Source organism: Sphingobacterium paramultivorum (assembly GCF_014109745.1).
Classification (GTDB): domain Bacteria; phylum Bacteroidota; class Bacteroidia; order Sphingobacteriales; family Sphingobacteriaceae; genus Sphingobacterium; species Sphingobacterium paramultivorum.
This window is the reverse complement of record NZ_CP058555.1, coordinates 1,215,889-1,229,284: the sequence shown is the minus strand read 5'-3', so window position 1 is coordinate 1,229,284 and position 13,396 is coordinate 1,215,889. Positions and strand designations below refer to the sequence as shown.

At 36.6% G+C, this 13,396-nt stretch carries 19 protein-coding genes; 10 read left to right on the top strand and 9 right to left on the bottom strand.

The genetic code is table 11. The annotated features are described in order from the left end of the window. Positions 1-56: 56 nt before the first annotated feature. The 3 genes from HS960_RS05120 (at position 57) to HS960_RS26985 (ending at position 1,623) form a co-directional block, all read left to right on the top strand. A complete protein-coding gene (locus HS960_RS05120) occupies positions 57-812 on the top strand; it encodes an immunity 22 family protein (protein ID WP_182331543.1) in 756 nt (251 codons plus the stop codon). Positions 813-920: 108 nt separating this feature from the next. Further along, positions 921-1,328 (top strand): GNAT family N-acetyltransferase, encoded by a 408-nt coding sequence (locus HS960_RS05115; protein ID WP_159732337.1) that lies wholly within the window; start codon positions 921-923, stop codon positions 1,326-1,328. Positions 1,329-1,494: 166 nt separating this feature from the next. Beyond that, a complete protein-coding gene (locus HS960_RS26985) occupies positions 1,495-1,623 on the top strand; it encodes a hypothetical protein (RefSeq protein WP_262886228.1) in 129 nt (42 codons plus the stop codon). Positions 1,624-1,770: 147 nt separating this feature from the next. Here the strand turns inward: HS960_RS26985 and HS960_RS05110 are convergent, their stop codons facing one another. Next, entirely contained in the window at positions 1,771-2,550 is a 780-nt protein-coding gene (locus tag HS960_RS05110) for an Rpn family recombination-promoting nuclease/putative transposase (RefSeq protein ID WP_182331541.1), read from the bottom strand. Continuing rightward, the gene (locus HS960_RS26980) at positions 2,495-2,731 is read right to left on the bottom strand and encodes a PD-(D/E)XK nuclease family transposase (protein WP_182331539.1); all 237 of its coding nucleotides are present in this window, start codon (positions 2,729-2,731) and stop codon (positions 2,495-2,497) included. The genes HS960_RS05110 and HS960_RS26980 overlap by 56 nt, the downstream gene beginning before the upstream one ends. Before the next feature lie 314 nt (positions 2,732-3,045). Between HS960_RS26980 and HS960_RS05100 the strand changes: the two genes are divergently transcribed. The 5 genes from HS960_RS05100 to HS960_RS05080 all read left to right on the top strand — a co-directional run bounded on the left by HS960_RS05100 (position 3,046) and on the right by HS960_RS05080 (position 6,322). Continuing rightward, on the top strand, positions 3,046-3,627 hold the full coding sequence (locus HS960_RS05100; protein WP_182331537.1) for a Crp/Fnr family transcriptional regulator: 582 nt from the start codon (positions 3,046-3,048) through the stop codon (positions 3,625-3,627). 61 nt (positions 3,628-3,688) lie between these two features. Continuing rightward, positions 3,689-4,054, top strand: a complete 366-nt coding sequence (locus HS960_RS05095) for a DUF4406 domain-containing protein (protein WP_228280216.1) — start codon at positions 3,689-3,691, stop codon at positions 4,052-4,054. Between the two features lie 30 nt (positions 4,055-4,084). Beyond that, entirely contained in the window at positions 4,085-4,870 is a 786-nt protein-coding gene (locus tag HS960_RS05090; RefSeq protein ID WP_182331535.1) for a PhzF family phenazine biosynthesis protein, read from the top strand. 93 nt (positions 4,871-4,963) lie between these two features. Next, positions 4,964-5,368 (top strand): NUDIX hydrolase, encoded by a 405-nt coding sequence (locus tag HS960_RS05085; RefSeq protein ID WP_075993047.1) that lies wholly within the window; start codon positions 4,964-4,966, stop codon positions 5,366-5,368. A 15-nt stretch (positions 5,369-5,383) separates the two neighbouring features. Beyond that, complete coding sequence (locus HS960_RS05080) at positions 5,384-6,322, top strand: proline dehydrogenase family protein (protein WP_182331533.1); 939 nt, start codon at positions 5,384-5,386, stop codon at positions 6,320-6,322. 794 nt (positions 6,323-7,116) lie between these two features. On the opposite strand, the gene HS960_RS05075 is transcribed toward HS960_RS05080, so the two are convergent. From HS960_RS05075 to HS960_RS05065, 3 genes are all read right to left on the bottom strand, one after another. Next, positions 7,117-8,256, bottom strand: coding sequence for a hypothetical protein (locus tag HS960_RS05075; protein ID WP_159732663.1), 1,140 nt, complete (start codon positions 8,254-8,256; stop codon positions 7,117-7,119). A gap of 33 nt (positions 8,257-8,289) precedes the next feature. Continuing rightward, a complete protein-coding gene (locus HS960_RS05070) occupies positions 8,290-8,757 on the bottom strand; it encodes a toxin-antitoxin system YwqK family antitoxin (RefSeq protein WP_159732661.1) in 468 nt (155 codons plus the stop codon). A 283-nt stretch (positions 8,758-9,040) separates the two neighbouring features. After that, the gene (locus HS960_RS05065) at positions 9,041-9,721 is read right to left on the bottom strand and encodes a DUF421 domain-containing protein (protein WP_159732657.1); all 681 of its coding nucleotides are present in this window, start codon (positions 9,719-9,721) and stop codon (positions 9,041-9,043) included. Positions 9,722-9,945: 224 nt separating this feature from the next. Between HS960_RS05065 and HS960_RS05060 the strand changes: the two genes are divergently transcribed. Next, a complete protein-coding gene (locus tag HS960_RS05060) occupies positions 9,946-10,419 on the top strand; it encodes a hypothetical protein (RefSeq protein WP_182331531.1) in 474 nt (157 codons plus the stop codon). Between the two features lie 227 nt (positions 10,420-10,646). Here the strand turns inward: HS960_RS05060 and HS960_RS05055 are convergent, their stop codons facing one another. From HS960_RS05055 to HS960_RS05045, 3 genes are read right to left on the bottom strand one after another with little or no spacing between them, the layout of a single operon-like run. Beyond that, entirely contained in the window at positions 10,647-10,970 is a 324-nt protein-coding gene (locus HS960_RS05055; protein WP_075993091.1) for a hypothetical protein, read from the bottom strand. Positions 10,971-10,996: 26 nt separating this feature from the next. Then, entirely contained in the window at positions 10,997-11,287 is a 291-nt protein-coding gene (locus HS960_RS05050) for a DUF1330 domain-containing protein (RefSeq protein ID WP_153848096.1), read from the bottom strand. Positions 11,288-11,297: 10 nt separating this feature from the next. Then, the gene (locus HS960_RS05045; RefSeq protein WP_153848097.1) at positions 11,298-12,092 is read right to left on the bottom strand and encodes an SDR family oxidoreductase; all 795 of its coding nucleotides are present in this window, start codon (positions 12,090-12,092) and stop codon (positions 11,298-11,300) included. Positions 12,093-12,217: 125 nt separating this feature from the next. Here HS960_RS05045 and HS960_RS05040 point away from each other — a divergent pair, with 125 nt between their 5' ends. Next, a complete protein-coding gene (locus HS960_RS05040; RefSeq protein ID WP_182331529.1) occupies positions 12,218-12,565 on the top strand; it encodes a winged helix-turn-helix transcriptional regulator in 348 nt (115 codons plus the stop codon). A 197-nt stretch (positions 12,566-12,762) separates the two neighbouring features. Here HS960_RS05040 and HS960_RS05035 read toward each other — a convergent pair whose 3' ends face one another. Then, positions 12,763-13,101 (bottom strand): YtxH domain-containing protein, encoded by a 339-nt coding sequence (locus tag HS960_RS05035; protein WP_182331528.1) that lies wholly within the window; start codon positions 13,099-13,101, stop codon positions 12,763-12,765. Between the last annotated feature and the right edge of the window lie 295 nt (positions 13,102-13,396).

The window sequence follows — 13,396 nt, the reverse complement described above, 5'->3', positions numbered from 1 at the left end:
ACAAAAATGCTTTATCTTTAACATTGCTAATTCAGATTCTTAAATTACATCACAAGATGAAAAAAATACATGTATGGTTCGGAAAGTTTAAAACGGAGAAAGAATTAAAAAAATATCTGGATCAAAATGACTATCTGGAAGCATGGTCTGTTTATGACAACGAACCGCCAACCGGAAACGAAGAGGACGATAAAGAACCAAATACGGAGTTACGCTGTGATTTTTGCAAGGAAGTTCAATTGGATAACTATGATGAAGATCTCATGATAATGAAATATTATAAGAACTCTCTAAATATCAAAACTATTGCAAATGATATTGGTGTAGATAAAAATGAATTAGAAACATTATTAAGAGGACATAGTTTCATTGGTTTTAACGCTGTTGTAGCTTTTGAAGACAATGACCTAGATGAAAAAGATGCTTCACGTTCTGAAACGATAAAGTACATTGGGAAATTGGCTCAGTTTTCTGACCAGTCTTTATCAGATTATGAGGTTCATTATTTATGGATTGGAGACAATAAAATTGATAAAAAGAATATTCTCCAACAAGCGGCATTAAATAAAAAGGATATTATAAAACTGAATTATTACCATACTTCAAAAGGCGAAAAACTTGACGAGATACTGATTCTCCAAATAGAAGATTACAACATTGCCGAAAAGATGATTCTCAAAGTTGAAGAGCTGAGAATGATCACCGCCCATTCCATACTTGAACTTGTTGTAAAAGGCACAAATGAAATGCATGGTGAAAAAATTGCCGATATGCTCGGTATGAAATATATTGGAAAATTTGACAAGGAATAAAATCTAATTTGTTTTTTATGGTTTGTAATCTTCGATTTTCACATATTCGCATATTTACGAACGAAGAACATAGACTTAAATATACTGACGAAAGCTACTGAATATTATATGAACATAGAGCTAAGTGTTAATAGAGATTTGAACGCAAATGACATTCTGCAACTCTACCAAGCTAATAAATGGAGTGCAGCCGATAAACCAGAACTACTGATCAAAGCACTCTTAAATTCGCATTCCTTAGTTTCGGCATGGGATGGTACCACTTTAGTAGGCCTAGGGAATGCTATTTCCGATGGATACCTCGTGGTTTATTATCCACATCTCCTGGTGCTACCCTCCTATCAAGGCAAAGGTGTTGGGCGTTTGATTATGGATAAAATGCAAGAGATTTATAAGGGTTTTCACATGCAGATGCTTACTGCTGATGGAAATGCTATCGACTTTTATAAAAAGAACGGCTTTGAACGGGCAGGTCAAACAGAGCCGATGTGGATCTATAAAGGTAATGATCACTGAGAGAAGGTTAAGGTAGCCTGCCAAAATTCAGGCATTTATAAAGACTGAAATGCAGATTTATATCAACGCACAGCTTAGCGCGAATCTTGCAAGAGTAGCCAATATGGTAGGAACTAATCCTGAGGCTGGAGTGAAAAGCTGGGATCCTAATTGTAAATAAATTCAGATGCGAAAGGAACAAATAACAGAGCAGTTAAAAGAGTATTATCCGGAGGGTCTTACCCTCGACGATATCATGGCTTATTCCGCTTCAGAAGCTTACAATAACCGCAAACGATGTGTTGAATCAGCCTGATCAGACCGCGGGCAATAGGAACTATTAAAAGAGTCCCTTACCGACCCGTCTGCTGAAATCTGGAGTCTGTAACATAAACTGTGTCAACCAATTTAATCGGCTCGTGCCCTTCATCTACTGGGGGGCAGTCATCCAAAATAAAGAAACTTAGAGTTTTTCGACCTCTTCGACAGAAAGTCCTGTGCCCTTAGCAATATCAGCTATAGGTAGCCCCATTTCCTTAAATGCTTTAGCAGTCTCAAGAGCTTTTTTACGCTCTCCTTCTGCTAGACCTTTGGCTTTACCTTCTGCTAGACCTTTGGCTTTACCTTCTGCTAGACCTTTAGCGTGACCTAAAGCTTCTCCTGATTTCTTGGCCGAATTAAATACGCTCTCAGCATCACGCTTATGTTTTAAACTTGCTTCGTATGACATTAGCTCCTCCTCCGTTAATTTACCTATCTCTCCTATCTCAAAGATAAGACCAAATATTCTTTTATCCAAAAATGTTGGCAATCTATCCATGGTACTCAAGTGTTTAAGTAAGTACAACCACTGATCCATAACTGTCTTTAGTTCTTCTGGCTGTTTATTAAATAATGGAAGCGAAATCATTTTATATCCCAATTTATCATAGAATATTTCTTTGGTCAATTTGTCACACAGCGCAACATCATAGAAATAAGGCCGCTCTGTGACACGGGATATACCAGAACTTCCATTTCTATCCATGTCAAACTCCAAAATACCAATAAAGTAAACCTCCGGTAGGTAATAATCACTCCCCTTCTTACCTCGCGCTAATTGTTTATTGATGAGACGTGAGGTATAGTACACTGCACGGTCCTTAAAAAATTCTTGAAAGAGCTGCTGCATCTCAATAATGAAAACCTCACCATTCGCTGCCAATACAATGTAAATCAAATACAACACGACGCATTTCCTCATAATCACCATCATGTTCTACAGGCTTATATCTTAGATCCGAAATTATCTTCTCTCCATGAAATAGACTATTGAGAAACTCAATCAGTAAGATTTTGTTGTCCTCCCTACCAAAGTAAAATTTCCAACCGAAATCGGTACGTGGATCTACATACCTACCCAAATGTTTTTTTAATCTAGCCATAATATTTATTAATTGGTTATCAGTCAAATATACAACAATAAATTGAAAAATACTAAAATAATTAGTAAATAACATAAGTAGACAAGTAACTTATATTGATAGTCAATCGCACGAGCTGAAAAATTGTCTTAATAGCAGCTCCCCACATTATCTTATTAACGCTTTAGATAAAATACAAATTCAAATGGTCAAAATTATCCGTATTGAATGGTAACCGGATGTTGAATCTGGATGGTCAATGGTATCGAAATCTCCAATATAATAAGCTGAACAAAAAAACAAAAATCACTACATTTGATTAAGATAGAATAAGAATGGAACATGGGTTAATTTTGGAGAATATTGCTAAGCACATAACATTAGACGATAATGAAGTTGCACAATTTCTTAAGGTATTAAAAAAAGTAAAAGTACCGCGTAGAAGCATGATATTAACTCAGGGGCAATTATGTAATTCCATTTATTTTGTTGATACTGGAGCATTACGGGCATTCTACCTTGATATGTCCGGCAGAGAATCGACTATTATGTTTGCCATAAAAGACTGGTGGATAACAGATATGTACTGCTTTATAAATGTACTTCCCGCCATGCTTACCATTGACACTATTGAAGATAGCATCATCTATCAGCTGCAAAAAAATGATCTGGAAAAACTCTATTTAACAGTACCAAAATTTGAACGTTTTTTTAGGATCTTGATGCAAAATGCCTATATAAGGGAACAATTGCGTGTGATTCAAAATCTCTCGTTAACCGCCGAAGAACGCTTTGACATATTCCTGAACAAATATCCTGATGTTGCCAATAAAGTGAAGCAAAAACAAATTGCATCCTATTTAGGAATCACACCTGAGTTTTTAAGTATGATCAAGCGAAAAAAGCGGAAGTCTTAAAGTAGTTTATTTTTTTTCAAGTTTGGACACCTTTAATTTGCAGTAATTAAAGAATGTAAATATGATGCTAATATTAATTGCGGGCCCTTATCGAGGTGGCACTAACGATGATCCGGTTTTAATGAAAAAGAACCTGGACAACCTTGAATCATTTGCTTTAGAAATCTTTAGAAAAGGGCATATACCGTTCATTGGTGAATGGATGGCACTTCCATTGATAAAATTAGCAGGATCAACACATGTTGGAGATCAGCAGTGGAATGAAGTCCAATATCCCATAGCACATCGGATGCTCGAGAAATGCGATGCCGTATTGCGAATCAAAGGAGAATCAAAAGGAGCTGATCAAGATGTACGGTTAGCCCAGGAAAGAGGACTGAAAATTTATCATTCCGTAGAAGAAATTCCCGTATCGGAGCTTCTTTAACCAAATTTTTACTAACAAAAAATATACTTTATGGAGTTAGAAATATATCAAGTCGATTCTTTTACAGAACAGGTATTTCATGGTAATCCCGCATGCGTTGTACCTTTAAAAAACTGGTTACCCGACGAAACACTTTTAAAAATAGCCCGTGAAAATGCGGTTGCGGAAACAGCATTTTTTATCCATAAAGGTGATATTATACACCTGAGATGGTTTACGCCCGAGATTGAAATGGATCTATGTGGGCACGCAACCCTTGCAACAGCCCATTGTTTAGTTGCACACCTGAGTTATCAAAAAAAAAGAATCATTTTTGAAACCCAGGTGGGACCGTTAAAAGTAAATGTAGAAGATGGTGTTTATTATATGGATTTTCCTTCCAGAATGCCAGAACCTACTGCCCTGCCCGATATCATTGAGAGATCATTAAATATCAAGCCAAAAGAGGTCCTCAAATCTAGAGATTATGTACTGTTGTATGAATCTGAGCAGGATATAAAAAACATCAGAATTGACAGATCCATTTTTGACCTAATCAATCTTGATCCGGGAGGCGTAGTAGTAACAGCAGCAGGTACGGAGAGCGATTTTGTTTCAAGATTTTTCACCCCACAGTCTTCTATTCTTGAAGATCCAGTTACTGGCTCAGCGCATTGTTCGCTTATACCATTCTGGGCAAAAAGATTAACAAAGGATAAGCTTTTTGCCCTGCAATTATCAGAAAGAGGTGGAAAGTTGTATTGTGAAAACAAGCCTGATCGCGTAATTATTGCTGGTAAGGCAAGAACATATTCTGTTGGACGCTTTTGGATTTAATTTCATTGTCAATAAAAACAGTTTAAAATCAATCTGAAGGCACATACACAAAGGCTGGCGGACAGCCCATTTAAAATTTATTAATTTTATAAGATGAAAGATAACATTATTGACAAAGTTGCTTTAATCTGTATAGTTGAAAAGAAAGTATTAACAGCTCTTTCCCATTCAAAATCAAAGCTATATCTACCTGGAGGCAAGAGAGAAATTGGTGAAACAGATTTAGAATGCTTAAAAAGAGAAATTCATGAGGAACTTAATGTCCAAATCAAAGAAGATTCAGTGCAATATTTTGAAACTTTCGAGGCTCTTGCCGATGGTAAAACTGATGGTATATCAGTAAGGATGACATGTTATTTTGCTGATTATTCCGGAAATCCTGAACCGACAAATGAAATAGCATCATTGGAATGGATAACCTATCAGGATAGGGATCGAACATCAGCTGTTGTAAAGATCATATTGGATAAGTTAAATGCTTTGAAGCTTATACATTAATTTTAATATTATTAGATGGAACAATTACTATCAATCGGTGCTGAAGCATTAAGGAAAGCTGCATTAAATGAAGATGCAAAAGCTTATGTTTTAAATAACGAAGCACTCTACAAGCTAATGAAGAAAGCCGCTGACCGATACATTGGCGGTGAAAATCTTTCGGAAACTTTAATAAAAGTACAAGATTCAAATGATACCGGTTTTAAGTGTTCGATCGAGTATATGGGTGAAAGCACTCGATCTATTATGCAAGCGGCAAAAGCGACGGATGAATTTTTGGATATCTGCAAAGCAATCGAGCAAAAAAATCTCAATTCCACGATTTCACTGGACCTTTCGCACATTGGACTAGAAGTCTCTGAAAGTCTTTGTTATGAGCACTTATCTAAAATATGTGAAACAGCAAAGGACAGGGAAGTTATTATTAGTGCTGAAGGAACAGAAAGAACTGACCGCATTTTGAAACTCTATCAAAATGGTTCAAAGAAGTATGCCAACCTGTCCATTACCTTACAAGCCTACCTCCATCGGACAACTGATGATTTTGAAGCAATGTGTAATGAAAGGGGACGTATCCGTATCGTAAAAGGAGCATTTGAAACTGCTAAAGGACTGTCCCTACCACGTGGACAGGAACTCAATAACCGCTATATTTATTTTGTCGAACAGCTACTTTCAAAAGGCCACCCCTGTTCCATCGCAACCCATCATCATGAAATACAACAGGAAGTAAAAAAACTTATAGATACGCTAAAACCAAATAAAGAACTCTACGAGTTTGAAAGTCTTTTCGGAATCCAAACCGATCAGTTGGCCCAATTGAAAGATGAAGGCTATCCAACAAAACTCTATTTCGTTTACGGTCAGGAATGGTACCTTTATCTCTGCAACCGATTAGCTGAATATCCATTAAATTTGTTCAGAGCATTGCAGGATATTGTCGAATCGAAATAGCAATTATTAATAGAAAGTTCATCAAAACGATGAATTTTCTATTAACACAAAATTTATTTCATTAATTTAATTATTGCACAGCTCAAATTTTTCAAATGAAAAATGAGGATCAATTCGAATCGCTCACTTTCCCACAGGACATAAAAAAGAAGTTTAGAAGCTGCAGACAAAATCTTTCCAAACAGACAAAACCAACATTAATAAATAAAGCTAAAAGCGCAATAAGTTCATAAAAACTTGATCGAATAGTCATTTAACCTCCTCTACGCCATTGCGAAAATCTACATCCATTTCCTGAAAACATAAAAAGCAAGACCATTTTTGTTGTAAAGATGATAATCTTCCATGCCCATGCTTTTATCATGCACGGTAATTTGAGCGTACATTACCCGATTTCGGCAAAAGATTTCTAGCGGTTTCATTTTACAATATTACTAGCATTATTGTACACGGTAAAGATATTTAGGGCTTCTCATTTTTAATATGCAATTGGATGGATGAAGCCTCTCATAGCCCGAAAATAGCGTTACACAAATTGCCTGACATGTTACTTGAGCGTCTCTATGAGACGATTATACATTTCCTGCATCTTCTTCTCATAGCTGGTAGAACGACCACCAAAGAAATCTACATGGCTCGCTCCTTATAACTAAAGACAGTGGTGCGGATGACAACATAGGTAGCTATTGGAATGTTGGAATGTTGGAATTGGTTGGGGTTGCTATCATAGCGTTCTATTGTTCAATCGGGCAAGGTCAATAGCCAAGCAATCGGACAAATGTTATATCAGAAAGCTATTTAACAAACATTCCGGAAAGCAACATACTTTCGTTAAAATTCAGGGTTACTGTATAAGGTGGTGTTTTGATTTCAATATAATTGGCAAAATCCACCGGATGATAAATTATTTTAAGCTTATCTAACAACTTAAGCACTTCTTCAAATTGTAAGCCTGGTTTTAAGTTATTTTCAAATGAGATGTTGACCTTTCTAAAGTCGTTGATGGCGTAACCATTGATAGTGTTTTCCTTTTGGTTCTCCGGATCACTTTTACTGACAGCAAAAAAAAGATTGAAATCATGATAAGTATTCTGATAATAGATCTCGTTGGTTTTTCCGGTAGTGCCATCAATTTCTGTCACTCGTTCAAAACGCTTATTTATAGGAGATTTCGTAAACTCTTCTTCCGTTGTTTTGCCAACAATCAAATTGTTTATATTCCAGTTCTTATCAATTTTCAGCGTGGGTTTGTCTCTAACATCTTCCGGTTTGGTCGCATTTTTTAGCAAGTCCGCCATATATTTTTCATTATTGCATCCGCCAAAATCAATTAAACCATTCATGATATCCCAGTAACACGTTTTAGACAAGTTTGTGTTGTTCAAAATGATTAACCTATCGTAGTCTGGCGCGTATAAAATAAATTTATTTTGGGGCTTTAAATTCCAGTATAAACCATGGTCGGTATTTGGATTTTTTGTCCCTTTGCCATATTTTACCTCTAGTTTCTTTAAAATACTCGCCTTTAGCTGTTGCGTCTTGAGCTCAATTCTTACGCCATATATTTTATCATCAGCAGCGTATCGTTTTAAAGATTCTTCTAATTCACTGGCGGTTTTGGCTTGTTTGAGATCAATATGTCCACCGCCAAGACGTGTAATACTATCTGTTTTTAATGTTTCCGAATTGATTTGAAAAATAATCCGCTGCCCTGCTAAATCAATTCCATCGAAACTATACCTTTGTGATTTTTCAACCTCCAGCAACAGACTGAAGGGATACTCTACAGTCTCAACGCCGACCAATAATCGATCCTCAAATTTACTGATTTGTTCAATCGGCTCATTTAAGTTCAAGTTTGCTAAATCTATTTTTTCTTGACTTCTGCAACACATAACAAAGGGTAAAACAGCTAGTAATGATAATTTCTTCATGATTCTTATTCTTTTTTAATAACAGGCAAAACACTACTTTTTACTGGATCTTTCCCACCTTAATCTCCGATCACCAAAAGGTTCTGTTTTCCCTTTTTTATAAATAACCCGTTTACGAATTGTTCCATCTTCTTTATAGTAAAACCATACACCTTCCTTAAGGTTGTTTAGATATGTACCCCTCTCTGCCAGCTTCTTATGTCTGTAAACTTTGGCCTCCCCATTTTTAAAACCATCTGTAAATGGCTCGAAATTGGTTTGGAAACCATTAAATTTTATCGCATAATTCCCGTTTAAAGGCTCTCCCGTTTCCTTTAAACAGGTTTTATCAGTAGCATCATCGTATTCGGTTTGCTCAAGTTCAATATTGATCCATGTCTGTGCAAAACCATTACTGATTGGAATTAAAAAGAAAAATAAAAAAAAGATGCCGGCAAGCATCTTCCTTAAAGCAGATAGCTTTAAAATTAAAATCGATGGAATTAATATTACTTTATTCATTTGTCAGGATGCTAAAATGTTGATATTATTGTTTAAGATTTCAGCTTCATTTACCAAACAAATTTAGCTGTAAAATCTATAGCAAATTGAATGGATTACAATTCGCTGGGTATAAATAACGATTCGTGGCCATTTGCTTTTTTTTCCACATCGATGGCACCCTGAATTCATTATGCTGCTGCCCAATCTTAAGTTTTTCTATTCAAAGAATGGCTTCGAATAAAAACGGCCACGAACTGTATCACCCTATGATTTGTTTAATTAATACATGGTATTATTTCTTTTAAACTCTTTTTGAATTCAAGGCTTTGCTCCATTGTGTTTTATTGCATCTTGGACATGCCTTGGAATCATTCTCAAAACTAAATACGACATGGCCGCAATACATGCATGCGAATGGCCCTTCAGCACTGAATACATCAACCTTTTTGAAAGATGACGGGAATAATGGCAGCCCATACCTCACATCACTATCAGCATAAAATAAAACGCTTAGCGTTCCATCAACTTCTAGAATCCCTTCCTTAACCTGTCCCAAATGTTCGATATTTAAATTTCTCAGTTCAGAAAAAAATTCCATACGCGAAAAGGTATTATCATTTTCATGTTTTATATCAAATACGCCATCCTTTACTACAGGTAAAACTTTACCTTCCAATAAATGGGCAATATTCTCTGATCGGGAAGCAATCCAGGTTATCAACTTATAGACAAAGATTACACATATAAAGACAACAATCGAATGAAAGATTGGTATTTCTTCTTGAAACATTGGATCTCCAGCAGCTGAGCCCAAACTGATTATAATCGCAACCTCAAAAAGAGTTAACTGCCGAACTCCCCTTCTACCCGAGAGCCTTAGAATGATCAGTATTAGAATAAACATTATAATTGTTCTCGCTCCTATTTCAACAAGAAAGGAGCTTTCCACCCCCTCTGCAAATATTTTTTGTATATCAACCATAACCTTTTAAAATCCAAAAATCTTAATGTGGCCTCCGCCATTTAATCCTAAAACATTCCTCCGGTCGCAATAGTTCATCACTTGGCAAAAACAACATACATAAGGTATCAATCTTCAATGGTGTCGAGCTAATTCTGTCCGCAAGTTGTATATAGTAACTTTGATAGTCTGGATAAGGAACTTGCTCTGGTTGTCTTTCTTCATCTGAATAATAACGAAACAAAATGTCGTGTCCGTATTTGCTTAATTTTTCTTTCCAAAATAAAGGTCTCGGAACCTCAGAAAGGTCAGCGGTCAAATACATTTCTTTTTCGTGGGAACAATTAAAAGAGTCTCTTACCGACCTGTCTGCTGAAATCTGGGACTACTCCTTCTTGGGGGGAAGCCCTTCATATCACTTTTCCTTCCGCCTTGAGCAGAATGAAGACATTTTATACTCTTTATTTGTCAGTGTTATTTTACCCTATTTTGCGATCAGGATAATGCGCCTGCCCAATCGGAAAAAATCATTTACCCCCGTAACCGACACTGATTTTCAGGTATTTGAAAAGCTGACAAAGAAAGCACAAAATGTTTTCCCCGAGCATCTGATAATTAAAGACGATAGGTTGCTACAAACAAAGGTTGATATCTTCGAGGCAGATGGGGAAAATCCTCCGTCAATACAGCACCTTTTATTCTCGACGATAGAAACATAGTTACAGCAGCACTATTCCGCAGTATTTAAGAATACTGAAAAGGTCAAATTCAAAGCAGGCATACATTTGCCTGCTTTGATCATTTAAGAAATATATTCTCTTATCTATGCAGACCTCTTGGGAAATAGTTCTTACATCTGTTTCTGACATATCAGTTTCACCAACACTCCAGATCAACCCATACTTCATAAATACCGCCGATACCCTTTGGTCCATAAATTTTCCCCTTAACCTGTAATTTTTAGAAATTGGATTTGATTACCAACAATATTGAGCCGGTAACTCAATACAATAGGGCTTCCAGGAAAATTACCTGAGACTTCCGCTTTCAAAATACTTTGATCCTCATTCTTCTCAAAGCTGATAGGCTTCATAATTGACTTATAGTTTTTGTTTGCATCTGAAATCCATTTTTCGATCTCTTTTCGTCCATTGTGCATTTTGCCCTCATCATAAACTACTGCTGTTTCGGTGAAACACTTGGCATATGCAACACTATTGTAGCTCGCTTGTGCTGCCACTAAATCTATTAACACTTTTGGTAATTCCATGATTTCTTATTTTAGTTACTTTTAACCTATACAATTCCTTCCACAAGAACTCCATTATATATTGCCCCCGCTTTGCGGTGTGCTGCGGCCTCCTGGTAGGGCTTCCCAAAATACCATTTCCTTGCTGATTCCATATCTGGAAATTTAGCAACAACGACTCCCTGGATCTGATCACCTTCGAGAACTTCAAAGTCTCCATAAGGAGAAAGAACTTCAATTGGGTGCCCCTTCATAGTCTCTCCGATCAGGCTCCAATATTTCTCTAGCTCTTTTTGATCAATAGTTGTGATTCTTGTAAATATTATGTATGCTGGCATATGATTAAATTTAAACGGTTGGTATTGTCCCGCCATCGATTACAAATTCGGTTCCGGTGAGATATCCTGCTCGTGGTGATACTAAAAAACCGACCAATTCCGCAACCTCTTCGGGTTTTGCCGGCCTGCCAAAAGGTATTCCTCCCAGGCTGTTCATGACCTGTTGAATTGCTTCCTCAACGCTAATACCGGTTCGCTCCGAAATTTCCTGCATCATTCCCGTTGCACCATCAGTCTGAATCCAGCCCGGCGAAACAGTTAAAACTCGTACCCCTTTCGGTGAGACTTCATTTGATAGATTTTTACTATAATTTAGCAATCCTGCTTTTGCTGCCGCATAAGGTAATGTTGAATCATGTAGTGGTAACCTAGCTTGTATGGAAGCGATATGAATAATGACACCATTTCCCCTTTCTAACATATGAGGCAAAAAGCCTCGGTCTAAACGGACCGGCGCAAGCAGATTGGTATGAATAGCCTTTTCCCAATCTTCATCGCTCAATACTGAAAAACCTCCGCCTTGTGCATCTGAACCGCCCAGATTATTGACGAGTATATCCAACCTTCCAAATTTTTGAAGAACTTCTGTAACTATTTTTTTGGTTCCGGCAGATTGGCTTAGATCAGCAGAAATAAAATGTAACTTGTCGTTGGCTTGTTTAGGGGCATTTCTTGCCGCAATAATCACCGTTGCGCCTGCATTTAACAAGCGCTCAGCTATTGCCTTTCCCGCGCCTTTTGTACCACCTGTCACCAAAGCAAATTTACCCGATAACTCCTTGTTGAAATCAACTATATGTTCCATTATTGAAATATTTTTATACAAATTTCCGACCTATAAACAGTTTACACAAGTACGGAAAAACGAATTGCATAGGGATAAATTTATCCCATATTGTATATTTTCGAACATTGACTTAATTTTGGAATATGTACGAAAAGAAAATACCTTTAAGTCTCAACTGTGGTTTAGACTTGATTGGTGAAGTTCTCTATGGTAAATGGAAAATACGATTATTGTGGTTTATCAATGAAGGCTATAAACGCCCAAGCGAACTCCAGCGCAAAATACCGGATGCTTCACGAAGAGTGCTAAATGTTCAGCTAAAAGAACTTGAAGAGCACGAATTGGTTGCAAAAGTTATTTACCCTGTTGTACCACCTAAAGTGGAATACAGTCTTACTGAATTTGGGAAAACTTTAATCCCTGTAATTTCTGCGCTAGGAAATTGGGGTGATGAGCATCAGGAGCTTCTAATGAAAGTAATTTTGAAATAAAACGTTCAATTTCCCCGAGGGAAATCCAAAAAAATGGTGTGCGAAAGATCAAAAAAAAGTCGATTCTTCGTTTAGAATCGACTTATATACATACGCTAAAAAAGGTTTGTCCCACAAAAAACATCGTTGTTTTAATGCGGTATTGCAATTTCCGTTCTTCTTTTAATAAGATGGAAAGGAAGTACTGCTTTTTAACATCATTTTGATTTTGGCTCGGCCTTCTCTTGAGCATCTTCAGCTTTAGATGTAATCTGACCTTTCAGTTTATCAAAACCATCGGTCACCGAATTAGCGACATTACTTGCCGTCTCTTTAACACTCGCAGAAGCATTGTTAAACTGATCCTTCACGGCGTCACTAAGTTCTCCATATTTATTCTTTGCCTGATCCTTTAAATCATCTGACTTTTTCTTTATTTTCTTTCTTGTTTCCTCTCCACTTTCTGGAGCAAATAATAGTCCTACAAGTGCTCCAAGAGCAGCACCTGCCAGCATTCCAAGAACTAAGCCTGATTTATTATCTTTGTTGTTGAACATGGTAGTTTTATATTAAGTGGTTTGTAATTAATTCTATACAGTCAAAAAATACAATTAACATACCAACTTAACCAGTCTTCGAAATAAAAACTAAGTTTAGGTAATAATCGGAATCGTTAACCGTACTTAGACCTGTCACTTTATAGATTCTTTGATTCCCAAAATAGAATGGCGTTTAAGCTTCCCTTGGTTTAATTTCTGCCTGAATATTGTTTATCAGCAATATTTAGGAAGTTTATAAGTTATTAAATTATGATATTAACATCCATTTATTTAAACTTGTCCTATATCAGTT

Bases quoted from the DNA above. Each gene is read 5' to 3' on its own strand.
- HS960_RS05075 (WP_159732663.1), bottom strand. From the start codon at position 8,256: ATGAAGAAATTATCATTACTAGCTGTTTTACCCTTTGTTATGTGTTGC.
- HS960_RS05120 (WP_182331543.1), top strand. From the start codon at position 57: ATGAAAAAAATACATGTATGGTTCGGAAAGTTTAAAACGGAGAAAGAA.
- HS960_RS05040 (WP_182331529.1), top strand. From the start codon at position 12,218: ATGTACGAAAAGAAAATACCTTTAAGTCTCAACTGTGGTTTAGACTTG.
- HS960_RS05115 (WP_159732337.1), top strand. From the start codon at position 921: ATGAACATAGAGCTAAGTGTTAATAGAGATTTGAACGCAAATGACATT.
- HS960_RS05035 (WP_182331528.1), bottom strand. From the start codon at position 13,101: ATGTTCAACAACAAAGATAATAAATCAGGCTTAGTTCTTGGAATGCTG.
- HS960_RS05050 (WP_153848096.1), bottom strand. From the start codon at position 11,287: ATGCCAGCATACATAATATTTACAAGAATCACAACTATTGATCAAAAA.
- HS960_RS05090 (WP_182331535.1), top strand. From the start codon at position 4,085: ATGGAGTTAGAAATATATCAAGTCGATTCTTTTACAGAACAGGTATTT.
- HS960_RS05060 (WP_182331531.1), top strand. From the start codon at position 9,946: ATGTCGTGTCCGTATTTGCTTAATTTTTCTTTCCAAAATAAAGGTCTC.
- HS960_RS05085 (WP_075993047.1), top strand. From the start codon at position 4,964: ATGAAAGATAACATTATTGACAAAGTTGCTTTAATCTGTATAGTTGAA.
- HS960_RS26980 (WP_182331539.1), bottom strand. From the start codon at position 2,731: ATGGCTAGATTAAAAAAACATTTGGGTAGGTATGTAGATCCACGTACC.
- HS960_RS05055 (WP_075993091.1), bottom strand. From the start codon at position 10,970: ATGGAATTACCAAAAGTGTTAATAGATTTAGTGGCAGCACAAGCGAGC.
- HS960_RS05045 (WP_153848097.1), bottom strand. From the start codon at position 12,092: ATGGAACATATAGTTGATTTCAACAAGGAGTTATCGGGTAAATTTGCT.
- HS960_RS05070 (WP_159732661.1), bottom strand. From the start codon at position 8,757: ATGAATAAAGTAATATTAATTCCATCGATTTTAATTTTAAAGCTATCT.
- HS960_RS26985 (WP_262886228.1), top strand. From the start codon at position 1,495: ATGCGAAAGGAACAAATAACAGAGCAGTTAAAAGAGTATTATCCGGAG.
- HS960_RS05080 (WP_182331533.1), top strand. From the start codon at position 5,384: ATGGAACAATTACTATCAATCGGTGCTGAAGCATTAAGGAAAGCTGCA.
- HS960_RS05095 (WP_228280216.1), top strand. From the start codon at position 3,689: ATGATGCTAATATTAATTGCGGGCCCTTATCGAGGTGGCACTAACGAT.
- HS960_RS05110 (WP_182331541.1), bottom strand. From the start codon at position 2,550: ATGAGGAAATGCGTCGTGTTGTATTTGATTTACATTGTATTGGCAGCG.
- HS960_RS05065 (WP_159732657.1), bottom strand. From the start codon at position 9,721: ATGGTTGATATACAAAAAATATTTGCAGAGGGGGTGGAAAGCTCCTTT.
- HS960_RS05100 (WP_182331537.1), top strand. From the start codon at position 3,046: ATGGAACATGGGTTAATTTTGGAGAATATTGCTAAGCACATAACATTA.